This is a genomic window from Planctomyces sp. SH-PL14 (assembly GCF_001610835.1).
In the GTDB taxonomy this organism is placed as follows: domain Bacteria; phylum Planctomycetota; class Planctomycetia; order Planctomycetales; family Planctomycetaceae; genus Planctomyces_A.
Genome location: NZ_CP011270.1, coordinates 6,173,706 through 6,189,050, shown reverse-complemented (window position 1 = coordinate 6,189,050; position 15,345 = coordinate 6,173,706). Strand labels below are relative to the sequence as shown.

Annotated in this window: 10 protein-coding genes; 4 read left to right on the top strand and 6 right to left on the bottom strand. The window is 67.8% G+C overall.

Annotation, left to right across the window (positions count from 1 at the left end):
• Window positions 1-96: 96 nt before the first annotated feature.
• Entirely contained in the window at window positions 97-1,551 is a 1,455-nt protein-coding gene (locus tag VT03_RS23680; RefSeq protein WP_082846468.1) for an MFS transporter, read from the bottom strand.
• Between the two features lie 264 nt (window positions 1,552-1,815).
• Between VT03_RS23680 and VT03_RS23675 the strand changes: the two genes are divergently transcribed.
• The gene (locus VT03_RS23675; protein ID WP_082846467.1) at window positions 1,816-3,078 is read left to right on the top strand and encodes a phosphonoacetaldehyde reductase; all 1,263 of its coding nucleotides are present in this window, start codon (window positions 1,816-1,818) and stop codon (window positions 3,076-3,078) included.
• A gap of 191 nt (window positions 3,079-3,269) precedes the next feature.
• A complete protein-coding gene (gene phnX / locus VT03_RS23670) occupies window positions 3,270-4,067 on the top strand; it encodes a phosphonoacetaldehyde hydrolase (protein ID WP_075095290.1) in 798 nt (265 codons plus the stop codon).
• A gap of 76 nt (window positions 4,068-4,143) precedes the next feature.
• On the opposite strand, the gene VT03_RS23665 is transcribed toward phnX, so the two are convergent.
• A complete protein-coding gene (locus VT03_RS23665; protein WP_255378414.1) occupies window positions 4,144-5,484 on the bottom strand; it encodes an IS4 family transposase in 1,341 nt (446 codons plus the stop codon).
• Window positions 5,485-6,147: 663 nt separating this feature from the next.
• On the opposite strand from VT03_RS23665, the gene VT03_RS23660 reads away from it, so the two are divergent.
• The gene (locus VT03_RS23660; protein ID WP_075095289.1) at window positions 6,148-9,123 is read left to right on the top strand and encodes a DUF1553 domain-containing protein; all 2,976 of its coding nucleotides are present in this window, start codon (window positions 6,148-6,150) and stop codon (window positions 9,121-9,123) included.
• A 9-nt stretch (window positions 9,124-9,132) separates the two neighbouring features.
• On the opposite strand, the gene VT03_RS23655 is transcribed toward VT03_RS23660, so the two are convergent.
• Complete coding sequence (locus VT03_RS23655) at window positions 9,133-9,495, bottom strand: antibiotic biosynthesis monooxygenase family protein (RefSeq protein ID WP_075095288.1); 363 nt, start codon at window positions 9,493-9,495, stop codon at window positions 9,133-9,135.
• 134 nt (window positions 9,496-9,629) lie between these two features.
• Here VT03_RS23655 and VT03_RS23650 point away from each other — a divergent pair, with 134 nt between their 5' ends.
• Window positions 9,630-11,330 (top strand): ankyrin repeat domain-containing protein, encoded by a 1,701-nt coding sequence (locus VT03_RS23650; protein ID WP_075095287.1) that lies wholly within the window; start codon window positions 9,630-9,632, stop codon window positions 11,328-11,330.
• Window positions 11,331-11,434: 104 nt separating this feature from the next.
• Here the strand turns inward: VT03_RS23650 and VT03_RS23645 are convergent, their stop codons facing one another.
• The 3 genes from VT03_RS23645 to VT03_RS23635 form a co-directional block, all read right to left on the bottom strand.
• Window positions 11,435-11,923 (bottom strand): metallophosphoesterase family protein, encoded by a 489-nt coding sequence (locus tag VT03_RS23645; RefSeq protein ID WP_075095286.1) that lies wholly within the window; start codon window positions 11,921-11,923, stop codon window positions 11,435-11,437.
• Window positions 11,924-11,925: 2 nt separating this feature from the next.
• Window positions 11,926-12,171, bottom strand: a complete 246-nt coding sequence (gene moaD / locus VT03_RS23640; RefSeq protein ID WP_075095285.1) for a molybdopterin converting factor subunit 1 — start codon at window positions 12,169-12,171, stop codon at window positions 11,926-11,928.
• 122 nt (window positions 12,172-12,293) lie between these two features.
• Window positions 12,294-15,275, bottom strand: a complete 2,982-nt coding sequence (locus VT03_RS23635; protein WP_075095284.1) for an anaerobic glycerol-3-phosphate dehydrogenase subunit C — start codon at window positions 15,273-15,275, stop codon at window positions 12,294-12,296.
• Window positions 15,276-15,345 lie beyond the last annotated feature (70 nt).

The following is a 15,345-nucleotide window of genomic DNA, read 5'->3' as shown; positions in this document are numbered from 1 at the left end:
CAGAAACTCTAGGAGGCCCCTGGAACACTCACAAGGCGGCTCGCCCTGAGGAGGGTTCACGAGCTCCGGCAGCGTCCAGGGGCCTCCCGCAAACCGTCAGCGGCGGATGAACAGGGCGCAGACCGCGCTCGCCACGCAGGCGGCGGCCACGCTCGCGAACACCAGACCGGTCTGATTCCCGCGGGACTCGATGAGCCAGCCGATCAGCGGCTCCCCCACCCCCGCAAAGCCGTAGGCGAACGTGTTCATGACCCCCGTGCCGGTCCCGGCCCGCCGGGTCCCCAGCAGGTCGGGACACAGGGCCCAGAACGCGGACTGCGGCCCGTAGGCAAAGAAGCCGCAGAGGAACAGCAGGGGAATGCTCAGGAACGAGCCGGGGGCCTGGTAATACATCGCCACGGAACAGAGGGCCGCCAGCCCCATGAACAGGACGATCGGCCGCGAGCGGTTCGAATGGAACAGCCGGTCCGACATCCAGCCGCTGGCCAGGGCCCCGAGCGCCATGCCGATCGGGAGAGCGACGCTGATCCACGCCCCCGACGGATTCGACTTCCAGTTCGTCCCCAGGAAATGGACCGGGACCCAGATCAGGAGGCCGTACCGGGCCATGCTCTGAAACCCGATCGCCACGCTGGCGATGCAGAACCTCGGGTTCGCCAGGACCTCGAGGGTCCGCCCCACGACCTCCCGCAATCCGCCCCGCTTCGCTGGCGGTTCAGACAGCTCCTGATCGGCCGCTCCGGCGGCATCGCGGCCGGCCGCGTCTTCGCCGGCCGAATCGTCCTCGTGCGGCGACGGGAAGCCGAGCTCCTCCGGGGTGCTCCGGACGAGAAAGTAGTAGACCGTCCCGCCAAGGAGCAGGAACAGGACCGGCAGCCGGAAGATCCACCGCCAGTTGAGGTCCCAGGTGAGGATCAGGGTCGAGGTCACATACGTCAGCACGGACGCGGAGCCGGCGGCGAAGACGTACGCCCCATACACCCGGCCCCGCTCTTCGGCGCTCCACCAGTTCGCCAGGACCCGGCTACCGGGGGCCCAGCCCATCGACTGCGCGAAGCCGTTGGCGCTCCAGGGAACGGCGATCGACCATGGCCCCTGGCCGAAGCTGACCAGCCAGTTCAGCCCGCACGACAGCCACGCCCCCAGGCTCATCATGGCCCGTCCGCCAAAACGGTCCCCGAGCTGGCCGTTGACCGCCTGCCCCAGGGCATACGACCAGAGCATCGACGTGCTGATCCAGCCGAGCCAGGTCTTGCCGATCCCGAGTTCCTGCTCCAGCCCCGGGATGGCGAAGCCGAAGGACTGCCGCCCGGTATAGTAGAAGAGGTAGCAGAACATCGTGGCGAGGAGGATCCGCCACTGCGCCCGGCGGAAGCGCCGCGCCTCGGAGGCCTCGTCGGCGACGGGAACGGAATCGACCGCCCCCGCCCCTGCCCCCGCTCTCTCCCCTGCCCCCACGTCCTCCCGCGGCGCCAGCTCCCCTCCTCCCCGCTCAAGGGGCTCGCGCGCGGTCGCACCGTGCGGCTCGAAGGAGACATCGACTTGCGTCATCTGGGCAAAACCCTCTCGAATGTGACTTACAGTCACAACAGGTAAAAAAGAGGCCGGGCCGCCGATTCTTGGAAGAAGCCACAGAAATTCAACAAAAAACAGCACCACAGTCGAATTTGGAGCGAACTTAACACGAACTTCTTCGGTGACACGAATGCAAAGTGATTGACTATCAGTCACATTAAGAGCAGTGGTACTTCGGCGTCCCCCTCCGCACCGCGAGGGGCCGACCGGGGCCACGTGAAGTGGAGAATCGAGCCTCGAATGGATGACCCTTCGACGACCGCCGAGAGTTCCGGGGTCTACTCCCCGCTGACATTCCCCGTCTCCCAGCCGGGACGGACTCTTGTCCGTCCGCCGGAGGCATCGGTCGAGACAACGGCAGCGGCGGCCATGACGGACGATCGCTGCCTGACGGACCTCGCGGACGTCGATGACCTGCTGCGGCGGCTGGAAGCCCGTTCGCTGTTCCTGGTGGCGGACGAGACCGCCTACGAGTTCTCCGGAGCGCGGGCCAAGCTCGCGCCCGTCACTGCCCGGTACTCCACGACGCTGTTCACGGGGTTCGAGCCGAATCCCAAGCTGCGGGACGTCGAGCGGGGGATCGAGCAGTTCCGGCGATCCGGGGCCGACGTGGTCCTGGCGGTCGGCGGCGGAACGGCGATCGACATCGCGAAGCTGATCGTCGTCCTCTCGGACCAGCCCTCCGGCCCCGCGGCGGCGGTTCGCAACCAGTCAGCCGCGTCGCTGCGTCCCGCCTGCCCGTTGATCGTTGCACCGACCACCTCCGGCAGCGGGAGCGAGGCGACTCAGTTCGCCGTCCTCTACGTCGACGGCGTCAAACATTCGGTCGACCATCCGAGCCTCCTGCCGGCCTGTTGCGTCCTGGATGCGAGCCTCACCGCCCGGCTTCCCGCGAGCATCACGATGCAGTGCGGTCTCGACGCCTTCTCGCAGGCGGTCGAATCGATGTGGAGCGTCCGCTGCACCGACGCCTCGCTGCAGGACGCGTCCGAAGCGGCGCAGCTGGCACTGAACCACCTCAAAGCGGCGGTCCACGCCCCGACCCCGGCCGCGCGGGCTGCGATGCTCCGCGCGTCGCACCTGGCGGGGCGGGCGATCAACCGGACCCGGACGACCGCCCCGCACGCGATCTCCTACGCCCTCACTTCGGACCACGGCGTGCCGCACGGTCAGGCGGTGGCGCTGACGCTCGGCCCGATGCTGGTCCATAACGCCGGCATCACGGCGGACGACTCGAACGACCCCCGCGGACCGCAGCACGTCCGGCAGCGGATCGGCCGGATCCTCGACCTGCTCGGCTGCCGGACTCCCGAAGAGGGTCGGGAGGCGATCGAGTCGTTCGTGAAAGCGGTCGGCGGTGAGACGCGGCTCGGCGCCGTCGGGATCACCGAGCCGGAGCAGATCGCGTCGATCGTCGGGAAGGTCAACAGCGAACGGCTGGGCAACAACCCCCGCCGCCTCACCGCGGACCAGCTCTCCGCTTTGCTTCAGTCCATCCGTTGATCCCGGCCGGTTTGGGGAGAACTGCGAGAGCCGTTTACCAGCCATTCGCGAGATCATGTCTCCGACAAGCGTTCGAACCGAGTTCGAACGCCACGATGAAGTAATCCCCCCGTTGAAACGGGGGGCTATTCCCTTTCGTCCCTGACGGGACTTTGCCCCCGTCTACCGGTATTCCCCCTCCCAGGAACTCCATGTCGTCGTCTCGCATTCAAGCCGTCCTTCTCGACTGGGCGGGGACCACCGTCGACTTCGGGTCCCGCGGCCCGGCGGCCGTGTTTCTGGAGATCTTTCGCCGGCGGGAGGTCGCGGTCACCGTCGATGAAGCCCGCGGTCCGATGGGCCGGGCGAAGCGGGACCACATCGACCAGGTGCTGTCGCTGCCGCGGGTGACGGCTGAATGGACCCGCGTTCACGGCCGCGCCCCGGTAGCGGCGGATGTTGATTCGATGTACGAGGAGTTCCTGCCGCTGCAGAAGTCCGTCCTCGCTCAGCATGCGGACGTCATTCCGGGGGTGGTGGAGACGATTGCCGCGCTCCGCGGCCAGGGGATCGGGATCGGCTCGACGACCGGTTACACCCGCGAGCTGATGGACATCGTCGAGCCTCTCGCGAAGCGACAGGGTTACGCGCCGGATGTCGTCCTGACGACGAACGACGTCCCGCGGGGGCGTCCCGCTCCGTGGATGAATGTCCGCGCGGCCGAGGCGCTGGGGGTCATCGACTTCCGGCGGATCGTGGCAGTCGACGACACGCCGGTCGGGATTGAGGCGGCCCGCAATGGGGGGATGTGGGCGGTGGCGGTGTCGCGGACGGGGAACGCGCTCGGTCTCAGCGAGCAGGAGGTCGCCGCGCTGGACAAGACGGAGCTCCACCGCCGCCTGGCGACGATCGGCGAGGACTTCCGGCGGCACGGTGCCCACTTCGTGATCGAGTCGGTGTCAGACCTTCCCTCTGTCCTCGAAGAGATCGAATCCCGAAAGGGAGGTTGAACGACGAAGCACACAGCCCCAACCGGGTCCAGGGGCACCCTGGTGGGGGATGCAAGGGGGTCACACCCAATGCTGTTCATGATCGGGCTTGTAACGTGGTCCGAAGTCGTTGGAGTTGTTGGAGATCTTCTCGGGTGGCCGGTTGGATTTTCGGGGGGCCGGGCGGCCTGTCCTGCTTCGGTCTCGGCCACCGGCGGATCTGTTTCGGGCCGACTCGACCGTCCCTGTCCACCACGGCCTGACAAAGCTGGTCCCGCAAGGACGGCATGCGGCGGACGGGGCGGCCGTGGACGACTCGACGAAGCAGACGGCGGACGGCGTCCCGAGCTTTGGCGGCAGACCAGTTCGCCGGATGCGATCCCGAGGCGATCAGTTCCCGAGCCGTCAGCAGTTGCAGTAGCCAACTCGCCAGGACATGCCAGGTCTGCTCCGCCAGCGCGCCCTCCGGCGTGCGGCTCCGCAGCGTCTGATGGCAGAGCGTCTGCTTGAGCGAGCGATAGTGCAGCTCCAGGCCCCAGCGGAGCCGGTAGATCTCGGCGGCGTCCTCGTCGGACAGCGCCCTCTCGTCGTGGATGTTCGTGACCAGCGAGACCGGTCGTTTCTGATCGTCGCGAACGACGATCAGTCGCAACACGACGGGCGGCTGGTCGCGGCAGCGGGTGGGCCACAGCGAGACCGTCTGGCCTTCGGTCTCGACCGCCCAATCCAAGTCAGGACCGTCCAGGCCGGTCAGGAGCCGGATGTTTCCTCCCACCCGCAGGACGAAGTCGTGCCGGTTCCGGGTGAGCCAGCGGCACAGCTCAAAACTGATGAAGCCGGCGTCGGCGGTCAGCAGGGAGCGGGGCGGCAGGTTGTCCCGCATGTCGTCCAGCTGTCGCCGCTCGCTCTGTGTCCCCGGCCCCAGACGGAAGTCCCATGGCAAGCCGGTTCCGATGTGCAGGAGTGTCGTCTGGAAGACCTGCGGCGTGGTCCCCTCCTTGCCGGCGCAGCCCAAGGCCTGTTCGTTGGGCGTCGTGCGAGGGGCTTCGAAGCGGGAGCCATCGACGCCGAAGACCGCCCATCCCCGGACTCGCCAGTCGTCCAGATGCTCGGCGACGAACTGTCGCAGGCGCAGGAGGATCGGATCTCGCATCCGGGGGAGACCACGAACGCGGGCGGCCAGGAACCCGGAGAGCGAGTCGCCGATGGTCCAGGCGGGAAAGACTTCGCGGAGGATGTCGCAGGCGGCATCGAACTGCTCGCGGAGGGTCACCTGGGGCTGCCAGCTCATGATGGTGGAGACCCAGAAGATCTTCAGCGGGGTCCAGCCGGTGTTGCCGTGCGAAGAGAACCGGCTGAACCACTGTGGGGGAAAGACCGTGGCGATCGCCTCAATGAATTCGTGACGATACGATCGCCGCTGTGGCTTCCAAGCCATCTTCGAGCCTCCGTGCATCGGGCCTGTGTCGTAGAACAACACAACCGATGACGAGGCTCGAAGTCTTTTGCAATCCCACAGTTAACGCCAGTTCCGAGACAGAGTCGCGAACGGCGTTGGGTCACACCCCCTTGCCCGCCGGAGGCCTGGCCGTCGAGAGTTGTCTGAAGGATCACGTGTCCAAGCGCGGACACCGTGCCGTATGCCCCCTCACCTAACCCGCGGGGATTGCAAAGCGAGCGGTCAGTCCGCAGCGCCGGCTCCACAAAGCGGACGTCCGTTGCTTACCACGGTTCCTCATAGAAGTGCCTCCGGCGGCAAGGGGTTGCCCCCTTGACCCCGGCTGCCGTCGAACGATGGGTTTGACGTAGTAACGTCGCGCCGGCCAGGACGCCCTTCAAGCAAACCAGACAAGCCATTCCCTCCCACCGCTCCCCGCGGGAGGGCGAAGCTCCTGCTGAGCCGCGGAGGTTCCGCACCGCATCCGACCCGTCGTCTCGCCCCATGGTCCGCGTCCTCCCCCCGCCACCCTGGCATCGAGCGCCGACTCCAACGCCGCGGCTCGACTGGAGCCTCGCCCTCCCGGACGGCCGGATGCTCAAAAGACGCTGGACGCGCCGCTGACCGTTTCCAGTATCATCAGGCATCCATCGGAGATGCTGAATGAGATCCGCCCTGCTCGTCCTGGCCGTCTGTCTCGCCGCGCCGCCAGTCCGCGCCGCCGAGCCGTTCGACGCCGTCCGGGCGATCTTCGAGAAGCACTGCCTCTCCTGCCACAACGACAACGAGCTCAAAGGAAAGCTGTCGCTCTCGACCGAGGCCGCCGCCCGCCGCGGCGGCGAATCGGAAAGCCCGCTCCTGACCTCCGACCTCGCCGCAAATGAACTGCTCGCCCAGGTCACCGGCCCCGAGCCCCTGATGCCCAAAGACCGCCCTCCCCTCTCAAAGGCGGAGGTCGAGGCAATCCGAACGTGGCTCGCCGCGGGCGCCGCCTGGCCGAAGGACGCAGTCCTCCGCGACCGCCGGTTCGACCCGTCAACGTGGTGGTCGTTCCAGCCCCTGAGGCCGGTCACCCCACCCGCGGTTGCAGGGCCGCTCGCCGCCGAGGTCCGCAATCCGATCGACCGGTTCGTCCTGGCGACGCTCGTCGAGAAGGAACTGACGCCGTCTCCGGAAGCGGACCGCCGGACGCTCATCCGCCGGCTCTCCTACGACCTCCTCGGCCTCCCCCCTGCACCGGAGGAAATCGACCAGTTCGTGAACGATCCCGATCCGCTCGCCTATGAGCGGCTGGTCGACCGGCTCCTCGCCTCGCCCCACTACGGCGAGCGGTGGGCGCGGCACTGGCTCGACGTCGTCCACTTCGGGGAGACCCACGGCTACGACAAGGACCAGCCGCGGACCAACGCCTGGCCCTACCGCGACTACGTCATCCGGGCCTTCAACGAGGACCGCCCCTACGGCCGGTTCCTGCGTGAGCAGCTGGCCGGGGACGTCCTCTATCCCGAGGAGCGGGACGGGCTCGAAGGGCCGGGGTTCATCGCCGCCGGGCCGTGGGACCTGATCGGCCACGCCGAAGTCCCCGAGGAGAAGACCGACGGCAAGATCGCCCGGCACCTCGACCGGGACGACATGATCACGAACACGATCCAGACCTTCACCAGCCTGACGGTCCAGTGTGCCCAGTGCCACGACCACAAGTTCGACCCAATTCTGCAGGAGGACTACTACGCCCTGCAGGCGGTCTTCGCCGCCCTCGACCGGACAAACCGGAAGTACGACATCGACCCGCAGGTCGCCCGGCAGCGGCGTGAGCTCGAAGGTCGCCGGCAGGAACTGGCGGAGGTCCAAAAGCAGATCGACGAGCGAACCGCCGAACGGGCCGGACCGCGGTGGAACGAGCTGCAGCGGCTGATCGCGGCGCGGGAGAAGGACTCGGCCGGAGCTCATCCGCTGGCGGCGCAGTTCGGCTACCACAGCGGCATCGCCTCCGAGCAGGCGACGCCGAAATGGGTCCAGATCGAGCTCCCCGAAGAGCAGGAGATCGCCGCGATCGTCCTGCATCCCTGCCATGATGATTTCAACAACATCGGCGACGGCTTCGGCTTCCCGGTCCGGTACAAGGTTGAGGTCGCCGGCGACACGGCCTTCACAGAAGCGGTCCGCCCGGTCCTCGACCAGACCGGTGCCGATGTCCCCAACCCGGGCCTCCGAGCGGAGCGGATCGACGCTCCCGGCCGGGCCCGTGTGGTCCGCATCACCGCCACGCGTCTCGCTCCGCGGCTCAACGATTTCATCTTTGCCCTCAGCGAAGTCGAGATCCTGGACGCCGCGGGCCGGAGTATCGCCGCGACGGCCAAGGTCACGTCGCTCGATTCGATCGAGGCCGCTCCGCGGTGGCGACAGACGAACCTCGTCGATGGTTATTACCCGGGGGTGGTCGATGTCGGTCAGCCGCTGGAAGAACTGAAGCGGGAACGGGACCAGCTGAAGGCGGCCAGCCTGACGGCCGAAGACCGCCAGACGCTCGACCGGACGACGCGGGACCTGGCATCGATCGCCAGCGGAATCGCCCTCCTGCCGCCGCAGCAGACCGCCTACGTTGCCGCGATCCACACCGGCACCGGGACTTTCCGCGGAACCGGAGCGGGCGGCGGCCAGCCCCGGCCGATCCACCGCCTCCTCCGCGGCAGCGTCCTCGCGCCGGCTGAGGAAGTCGGACCGGGAGCAATCTCGTTCCTGTCGGCCCTCCCCGGCGGCGGACGCTTTGCCCTTCCGGCCGAGGCGGGCGAAGGAGCCCGGCGGGTGGCGCTCGCAGAGTGGATCGCCCATCCGGACCATCGGCTGACGTGGCGGTCGATCGTGAACCGCGTCTGGCACTACCACTTCGGTCGCGGCCTCGTCGAGACCGCCAACGACTTCGGCCGCAACGGCACCCCGCCATCGCACCCGCTCCTCCTCGACTGGCTCGCGCGGGAGTTCCGGCAGAGCGACGGCTCGATCAAGCACCTGCACCGGCTGATCGTCACCAGCCGGACGTACCGGCAGGTCTCGCTCGACCGGCCCGACAATGCCGTCGCGGACGCCGACAACCGCTTCCTGTGGCGGATGAACCGGCGGCGGCTCGATGCCGAGTCGGTCCGGGACAGCGTCCTCGCCATCGCCGGAAAGCTCCGTCCCGACCTCTACGGCGCGAGCTTCCAGGACTTCGTGATCGACAAGCCGGCCCACTCGCCGCACTACGAGTACCACCTCTTCGATCCGGAAAACCCGGCCGGGCACCGCCGATCCGTCTACCGGTTCATCGTCCGCTCGCAACCGCAGCCGTTCATGACGACCCTCGACTGCGCCGACCCGTCGATGCAGGTCGACCGCCGAAACGAAAGCCTCTCCCCGCTGCAGGCCCTCGCGCTGCTCAACAACGACCTGATGCTCGTCATGGCGGAGCACTTTGCGAAGCGGCTCGAAGGGCAGTCCCCGACGCTCGAGGGCCAACTCGAGACCGGCTTCCGGCTGACAACAGGCACCGCTCCCGCGGCGGACGAACTGTCGCTCCTGGCGGACTACGCCCGGACCCACGGCCTCGCCAACGCCTGCCGGGTCCTCCTGAACCTGAACGAGTTCCTGTTCGTCGAGTGACGAAACGACTCAGCCCGGCGCGGACTCCGCGGTCCCGGAACGCAGTCCGTACGCCCGCTCGACACGGCAGACCCGCAGCTCGTATCGCTCGTACCACCGCTCCCGCCCCAGCCGCTGCGCCTCCCGGTGCTCCGCGTGCTGCTGCCACTGGCGGATCGCCTCCTCGGACTTCCAGTAGGAGACCGTGATCCCGACGCCCCTCGTGTCCCGGACACTTTCGATCCCCAGGAAGCCCGGGATGGTCCGCGCCAACTCCACCATCCGTTCGGCGGTTTGCGCGTACCCGTCGTCCTCCCCCGCAGCGCGGATTGAGGTGAAGATCACCGCGAAGTAGGGAGGCTCGGGCGTTGAGGCGAGGGACGATTCGGACATGGTCGGGATCGTGAGGGGGCAGCGAGGTTGAGTATTGGAAGAGGAACGGTTTCGGTCGAAAGCAGGACATATCGTCGGCTGCGCGGGTTCGTGATACGTTACGCCGGCGTTTCTCTCTCGGCAGCGGATCGGTCATGAAGCCCGGTTGTTTTCTCAGTCTCGCCCTCCTGAGCGGGCTCACGGCCCTCTATCACCAGTGGTTCCAGCAGACAGTCGATCCCCCCTGGGTGTGGGTGGCCAGCTTCGTCGCCGCCCTCGTGATCTGGCTGTGCATCGGGGCGCTGCAGAACGCCTGGTCCATCCGGAAGTCCGCCGCGGCGATCCGCCGGCATCTCGACGGCCTCGCGCCGATGGACGGCCAGCTTGAAGCCGCCGCGGGCCGGATCGCCCTCCACGGCGAGCCGATCCTGGCCCCGCTCACCGGAAAGGAGTGCGCGTTCTACGAGTACGAAATCTACCGGATGGTGACGCAGAAGAGCTCTAAGAGCGGATCGACCTCGACCTCGAAGGTGGTCGACTTCGCCGGCATCGGCGTGACGCAGGCGTTCGTCCAGGACGACAACGGCGAGATCGCCCTCTTCGGCTTCCCCGACCTGACGAGCCTCTCCTATGACGACGTCCGCAATGGCGGCCCGGGGGTCCGCGGACGCGCGAAGCGGCTCGTCGAGCAGACCGCGTGGGAGGACTGCTCGGGCTTCAAGGCCCTCAGCGGCTTTGGCCGGATGATGCAGGCCCTCTCATCATCCGACGATTCCCGTCGGCACGACTGGCGGATGATCTCCCCCAAGGACTGCGCCTGGCTCACCCCCGGCGAGGCCGATCCCGAGACCTACGTCCCGGTCCTGGCGGAGAAGTGCGTGACGGCCGGGCACGAGGTGGTGGCGATCGGCCCCTACTCGGCCGAGGTCCAGGGACTCGTGACGAAGAGCGCCCGGAACCTGGAGCGGATCCAGATCGTGAGCGGGAAGGCCGAAGACGCCGAGAAAAGCCTCCGCGGTTCGGTGCGGAGTCACATCTTCGGCAGCCTCTTCTTTCTCGTCGCTACCCAGCTCGTCGCCTGGGGGATGTTGACCGCCTACCGGAACAGTTCCGAGGCCCAGCGGAAGTGGGCGAAACAGTTCGATGAGGCCCTCAAGGCGGACGACATCGCGGCGGCTGAGCGGCTGCTCGACCGGGGCCTGAAACTGGACAAGGCGTTCGGGACGAGAGACAAGCCTCCTCTCTCGCAGGCCAAGTCGGCGGCGGTCGCCCGGCTGATGCTCGCCCACGGGGCCGATCCCAATGCGACCGACGAGGATGGTTCCACCCCTCTGATGGAGCAGGCCCGGGAGAACCGCGTCGACATCCTCAAAATTCTCGTCGAGGCGGGAGCGGACCTGAACACAAAGTCGCGGGCCTACGGAACGACGGCCCTCGTCCGCGCAGTCGACGGCCATGCGAAGGAGGCAGCGGAGTATCTGCGGAGCGCCGGTGCGATCGATGAAGAAGTCCGGGCCGCGACCGGAACCCGCATCGACCTCGCGCACCCGGCGGTCCAGGCGGCGCGGAACTATGTGCTGCTCATTCACAAAGCGGACGCGGCCGGGCTCAAGCGGGCCTCGTCGTCGGACCGTCCGGCGAAGTTCGAGGACGTCGACTGGCCCCTCTGGCACAACTCCCGCCCGGTCGACCCGGAGCTCGTCGCCGCCTTCGTCCGGGGCTCCGACGCGACCGTCACGCTCACCGGCCCCGGCGGCGCGGGCTACTCCTCAACCTGGGGATTCCAGATGCACCTCGAGAACGGCGAATGGAAAGTCGTCCGGGAACGATGGCTCGACCTCGGGTACGAGGAATGAACTCGCACCACGGCTGCCTTCATCTGTGTGAATCTGTGTTGATCTGTGGCTGATCAGATTCTTTCGCCACAGATGAACACGGATGAACACAGATGGGAGAGGCGCTACCGCGCGACGCTGTGGAACTGGACGCGGTCCTCGTCGAGGTCGAGCGTGGCCACGGTGAACTCACTGGCGCGAAAGAGGGCGCCGGGGTTGATGCGGCGGATGCCGTCGACGACGAGGTCGATCGCCGCGTGCGTGTGCCCCGAGAGAAGGTAGTCGGGCCGCAGCGCTTCGACCTGCTTCCGCTCCCGCGTCAGGTGGCCGTGCGTGACGCCGATCCGCTTGCCTCCCAGTTCAATGACTCCTCCCAGCCCCAGCGACTGGCCTCCAACGCCGCGAGCCGCTTCTTCCAGCGATGGCACGAGATCGGAGTCATGGTTCCCGAGGACGTAGTACAGCGGCCGGACGCCGCAAACCCGGACGATCTCGGGATCGGCCAAGTCTCCGCAGTGGATCAGGACCTCCGCCCCCGCGGCGGTCAGGACCTGCACCGCGGCCTGCGTGCGTTCTACGTGACCGTGGCTGTCGGAGAGAATCCCGACGAGCATGATCAGCCTCCGCTCACCGGAGGAAAGACCGCGATCTCCGCCCCGTCGGGAATCGAATCCGGGTCCTGGGCGTACGCCTGATTGACCGCGATCAGCAGATGCGGCGCGATCGGCGCCAGGGCCGGATAGCGGTCGAGCAACACCCGCCGCAGCTCGCCAACCGTCGCCGGAGGCGGGCCCTCCAGTCGAGCGCGATCCGTCCCGGCGAGGTCACGAGCGCGGGCGAAGAACAGAAGGGTCGAGGGCATGGAGACGGAAGAAGTATCAGGTGCCAGGTATCAAGTATCAGTTCAGGCGACACGGTCGACGGAGCGCCGATAGGGCTCATCCCCTCTACCTTCAGCCTTCCGCCTTAAGCCTACCGCCTCCCCTACGACGTCATCAGCCGCCGCTTGTTCGGCCGGATCAGCCGCCGCAGCTCAGGCATCAGGCCGTAGGCGAGGGCCAGGATCTTGATGGGGTGGATCGTCGGCCGGCTGGTCCCCTGCTCCATCTGGACCTTGCAGCTCCCGCACTCCGTGAGGCCGATCAGGATGTCGTCGTGCTGCATCCGCTCGATCAGCCGCTGGCCGATCGCGAGCGATGTCTTGAAGTTCGCCTTCGTCAGCCCGAACGCGCCCGCCATCCCGCTGCAGCCGGCCTCAATCCGCTTCAGCGTCAGGCCAGGGATCTCGGACAGGAGGTCCGCAAACGGGGTGCCCCGTTCGAGCGCCCGGAGATGGCAGGGAGTGTGGTAAGCGGCCGAGAGATGCAGCGGCTGGAAGTCGGTCCGGAGTTTTCCGGCGGCGCGGAGTTGCTGGAGGAACGCCCCCGCTTCGATCACCTGCGAGGCGACCGTCTTGACGTCCGGATGGTCGACCAGCAGCGGGTATTCCTGTGTCAGGCAGACGACCGCCGAGGGCTCGGTGCAGACAATCGGCAGCCCTTCGCGGGCCAGTTCGGCGAGCTCGCGGATGTTCTCCTCCGCCAGCTCGCGGGCGCCGTCGAGGTCGCCGGCCGAGATCATCGCCAGGCCGGTCGTCGTCTGCCCCCCGGGGACATAGACGGTGTGGCCGTTGTGCCGCAGGATCTCGATGAACGCCCGTCCGAGGTCCGGGTCGTGGTAGTTGGCGAAGTGGTCCGCGAAGTAGACGACCGGCCGGTTCGCGCCGGTCCCCGCCGCCAGGTCCCGCCGCGAGTACGTCCGGCGGACCTGCCGCAGGAACGTCCGCCGGGCAAACGGCGGGAGCTTCCGATGCCGCGAGATGCCGAGAATCTTCTCCATCAGCCAGCGGACGCCGCCGTTGTTGAGGCCCCAGTTCGCGAGCGGCGCCAGGGTCGAACCGAGCGGGCCGAACGAATGGGCCTTGGCCTGGATCCATTCTTCCCGGGTGAAGCCGTTCGCCTCGACGTAGGCGGCCCGCGTCTCCAGCATCAGGTGCGGGATGTCGACCTGGCTGGGACACTCGATCTGGCACTGCTTGCAGTTGAAGCACTGCCGCGCCAGCCTGAGCGCCTCCTCGGACTCCAGGTCCCGGGCCGCGAGGTTCCCGGTGAGGAAGTTGCGGACGACATTCGCCTTCGAGCGGGGGGCCGCCTCCTCCAGCGAATCGAGCCGGAAGAAGGGACACATCCGCAGGGCCGGGTCCTGGGTCCGGCATTGGCCGCAGCCGTTGCAGCGGTCGGCCGCCTCGGTCGCGACCGGCAGGGACCAGGAGAGCTGCAGTTCGACCGGCTCTCCCCCGACGCGCGGCTCCAGCGGGCGGAGGTCCCGCATCGTCGTCCGCGGATCGTCGCTGATGATCTTGCCGGGGTTCAGCAGCGTGTGGGGATCGAAGATCTCCTTCACCAGCTGCATCACGCGGTAGAACGGTCCATACTGCGCCCGCAGGAAGGACGTCCGGGCCAGACCATCGCCGTGCTCGCCGCTCACCGTGCCGTGGAACTGGAAGACGATCTCGTACAGCTCGCCGACCAGGCTCTCGAGCCGCGCCGCGTCCTCAGGACGGGGAGTCGGGAGGAACGGCCGCAGGTGGATCTGTCCCGAGGCGGCATGGGCGAAGAGCGAGGCGGTCACCTCGTACTTCTGGAGGACCCGCTGCGCCAGGACGATGAACTCGTGCAGGTTCTGCGGCGGGACGGCGATCGCCTCGAACAGCGGGAACGGCCGGACCGGTCCGGGGAGTTTGATCAGCAGCGAGACGACCCGCGCCGGGAGGGACCATAGGAACTCGACCTCGTCCTCCCGTGTCGACTGCCGGGCGATGATGAGGGTCGATTCGAGGTGCCGGGCCTTGTCGGTGATCCGCTTGAGGCGGTCGAGGAGCTGCCGCTCGCTGTAGCCGATCTGCTCCACGAGGAGTGCCGCCTCGGCCGACTTGGCGATCATCGCCTCGAAGCGGGGATCGTCCTCGCGGGCCAGCGTCAGGAGCCGGCGGTCGAGGAGATCGCAGGCGGTCGGCTGTTCATCGGCGAGCCCTTTGGCGACTCGCAGGGCCGCTTCCAGGTGGCGGAACAGGAGCAGGACGACGCCGCGGTGTGCGGGGAGCGGGGCGGTGTTGAGCGTGGCGGCTGTCGTGATGGCCAGCGTCCCCTCGGAGCCGACGAGCATCCGGGGGATGTCGAGGTGGGTCTCGGTCAGGACTCCGCGGAGGGTGTAGCCCGCGCAGTTGCGGACCATTGCGGGCTGGTGCTGGCGGATCAGGTCTTCGTTCTGCCGCAGCACCTGGGCCAGCCGGGCCACGAGGAGCTGCTTGGAGTCGTGGATCCCCGAGGGGCGGTCGATCAGCGGAGCCCGATCGCCGCCATAGGGGGTCGGCGAGGCCGAAAGCGGGAGGAGTTCCTGCTCGAACTCGAAGACATGGCCCGACGACAGGACCGTCTCCAAGCTCGGGATGTAGTCCCGCATCGATCCGATCCGGACCGCGTGCGAGCCAGCGGCATCGACGCCGATCATCCCGCCGACGGTCGTGACCTGGGTCGTCGAGGGGTCGGGGGGGAGGTACCGACCGTAGGGCCGGAGCTGGGCGTTGAGCTTGTCCCGCACGACGCCGGGCTGGACGCGGACGGTCTCGGCCCCGATCGACTCGACCGAAGTCATGAACCGGGCGAAGTCGAGAACGATCCCCGGCCCGATCGCTCCGCCGGCGACGCCGGTCCCCGCCCCTCGTGGAACGAGCGGGATCGACCGCTCCTTGGCGTAGCGGACGACCGTGACGACGTCTTCTCGACATCGCGGGTAGGCGACGCCGAGGGGCCGCTGCTGGTACAGGCTGGCATCGGTCGCGTAGGCGGCCAGGGTCAACGGGTCCGCGCGCAGCTCCCCTTCGAGGAGGCCGGCGAGGTCGTCGATGATGCGCTGCTGTTCTTGCACGTAGGCCGCGGGCTGAGGGGGGAAGGACTCAGGATCTGGGTGTCGGAATCCAGGACGGAGGGAGGGGGAG

Bases quoted from the DNA above. Each gene is read 5' to 3' on its own strand.
- VT03_RS23680 (WP_082846468.1), bottom strand. From the start codon at position 1,551: ATGACGCAAGTCGATGTCTCCTTCGAGCCGCACGGTGCGACCGCGCGC.
- VT03_RS23675 (WP_082846467.1), top strand. From the start codon at position 1,816: ATGGATGACCCTTCGACGACCGCCGAGAGTTCCGGGGTCTACTCCCCG.
- phnX (WP_075095290.1), top strand. From the start codon at position 3,270: ATGTCGTCGTCTCGCATTCAAGCCGTCCTTCTCGACTGGGCGGGGACC.
- VT03_RS23665 (WP_255378414.1), bottom strand. From the start codon at position 5,484: ATGGCTTGGAAGCCACAGCGGCGATCGTATCGTCACGAATTCATTGAG.
- VT03_RS23660 (WP_075095289.1), top strand. From the start codon at position 6,148: ATGAGATCCGCCCTGCTCGTCCTGGCCGTCTGTCTCGCCGCGCCGCCA.
- VT03_RS23655 (WP_075095288.1), bottom strand. From the start codon at position 9,495: ATGTCCGAATCGTCCCTCGCCTCAACGCCCGAGCCTCCCTACTTCGCG.
- VT03_RS23650 (WP_075095287.1), top strand. From the start codon at position 9,630: ATGAAGCCCGGTTGTTTTCTCAGTCTCGCCCTCCTGAGCGGGCTCACG.
- VT03_RS23645 (WP_075095286.1), bottom strand. From the start codon at position 11,923: ATGCTCGTCGGGATTCTCTCCGACAGCCACGGTCACGTAGAACGCACG.
- moaD (WP_075095285.1), bottom strand. From the start codon at position 12,171: ATGCCCTCGACCCTTCTGTTCTTCGCCCGCGCTCGTGACCTCGCCGGG.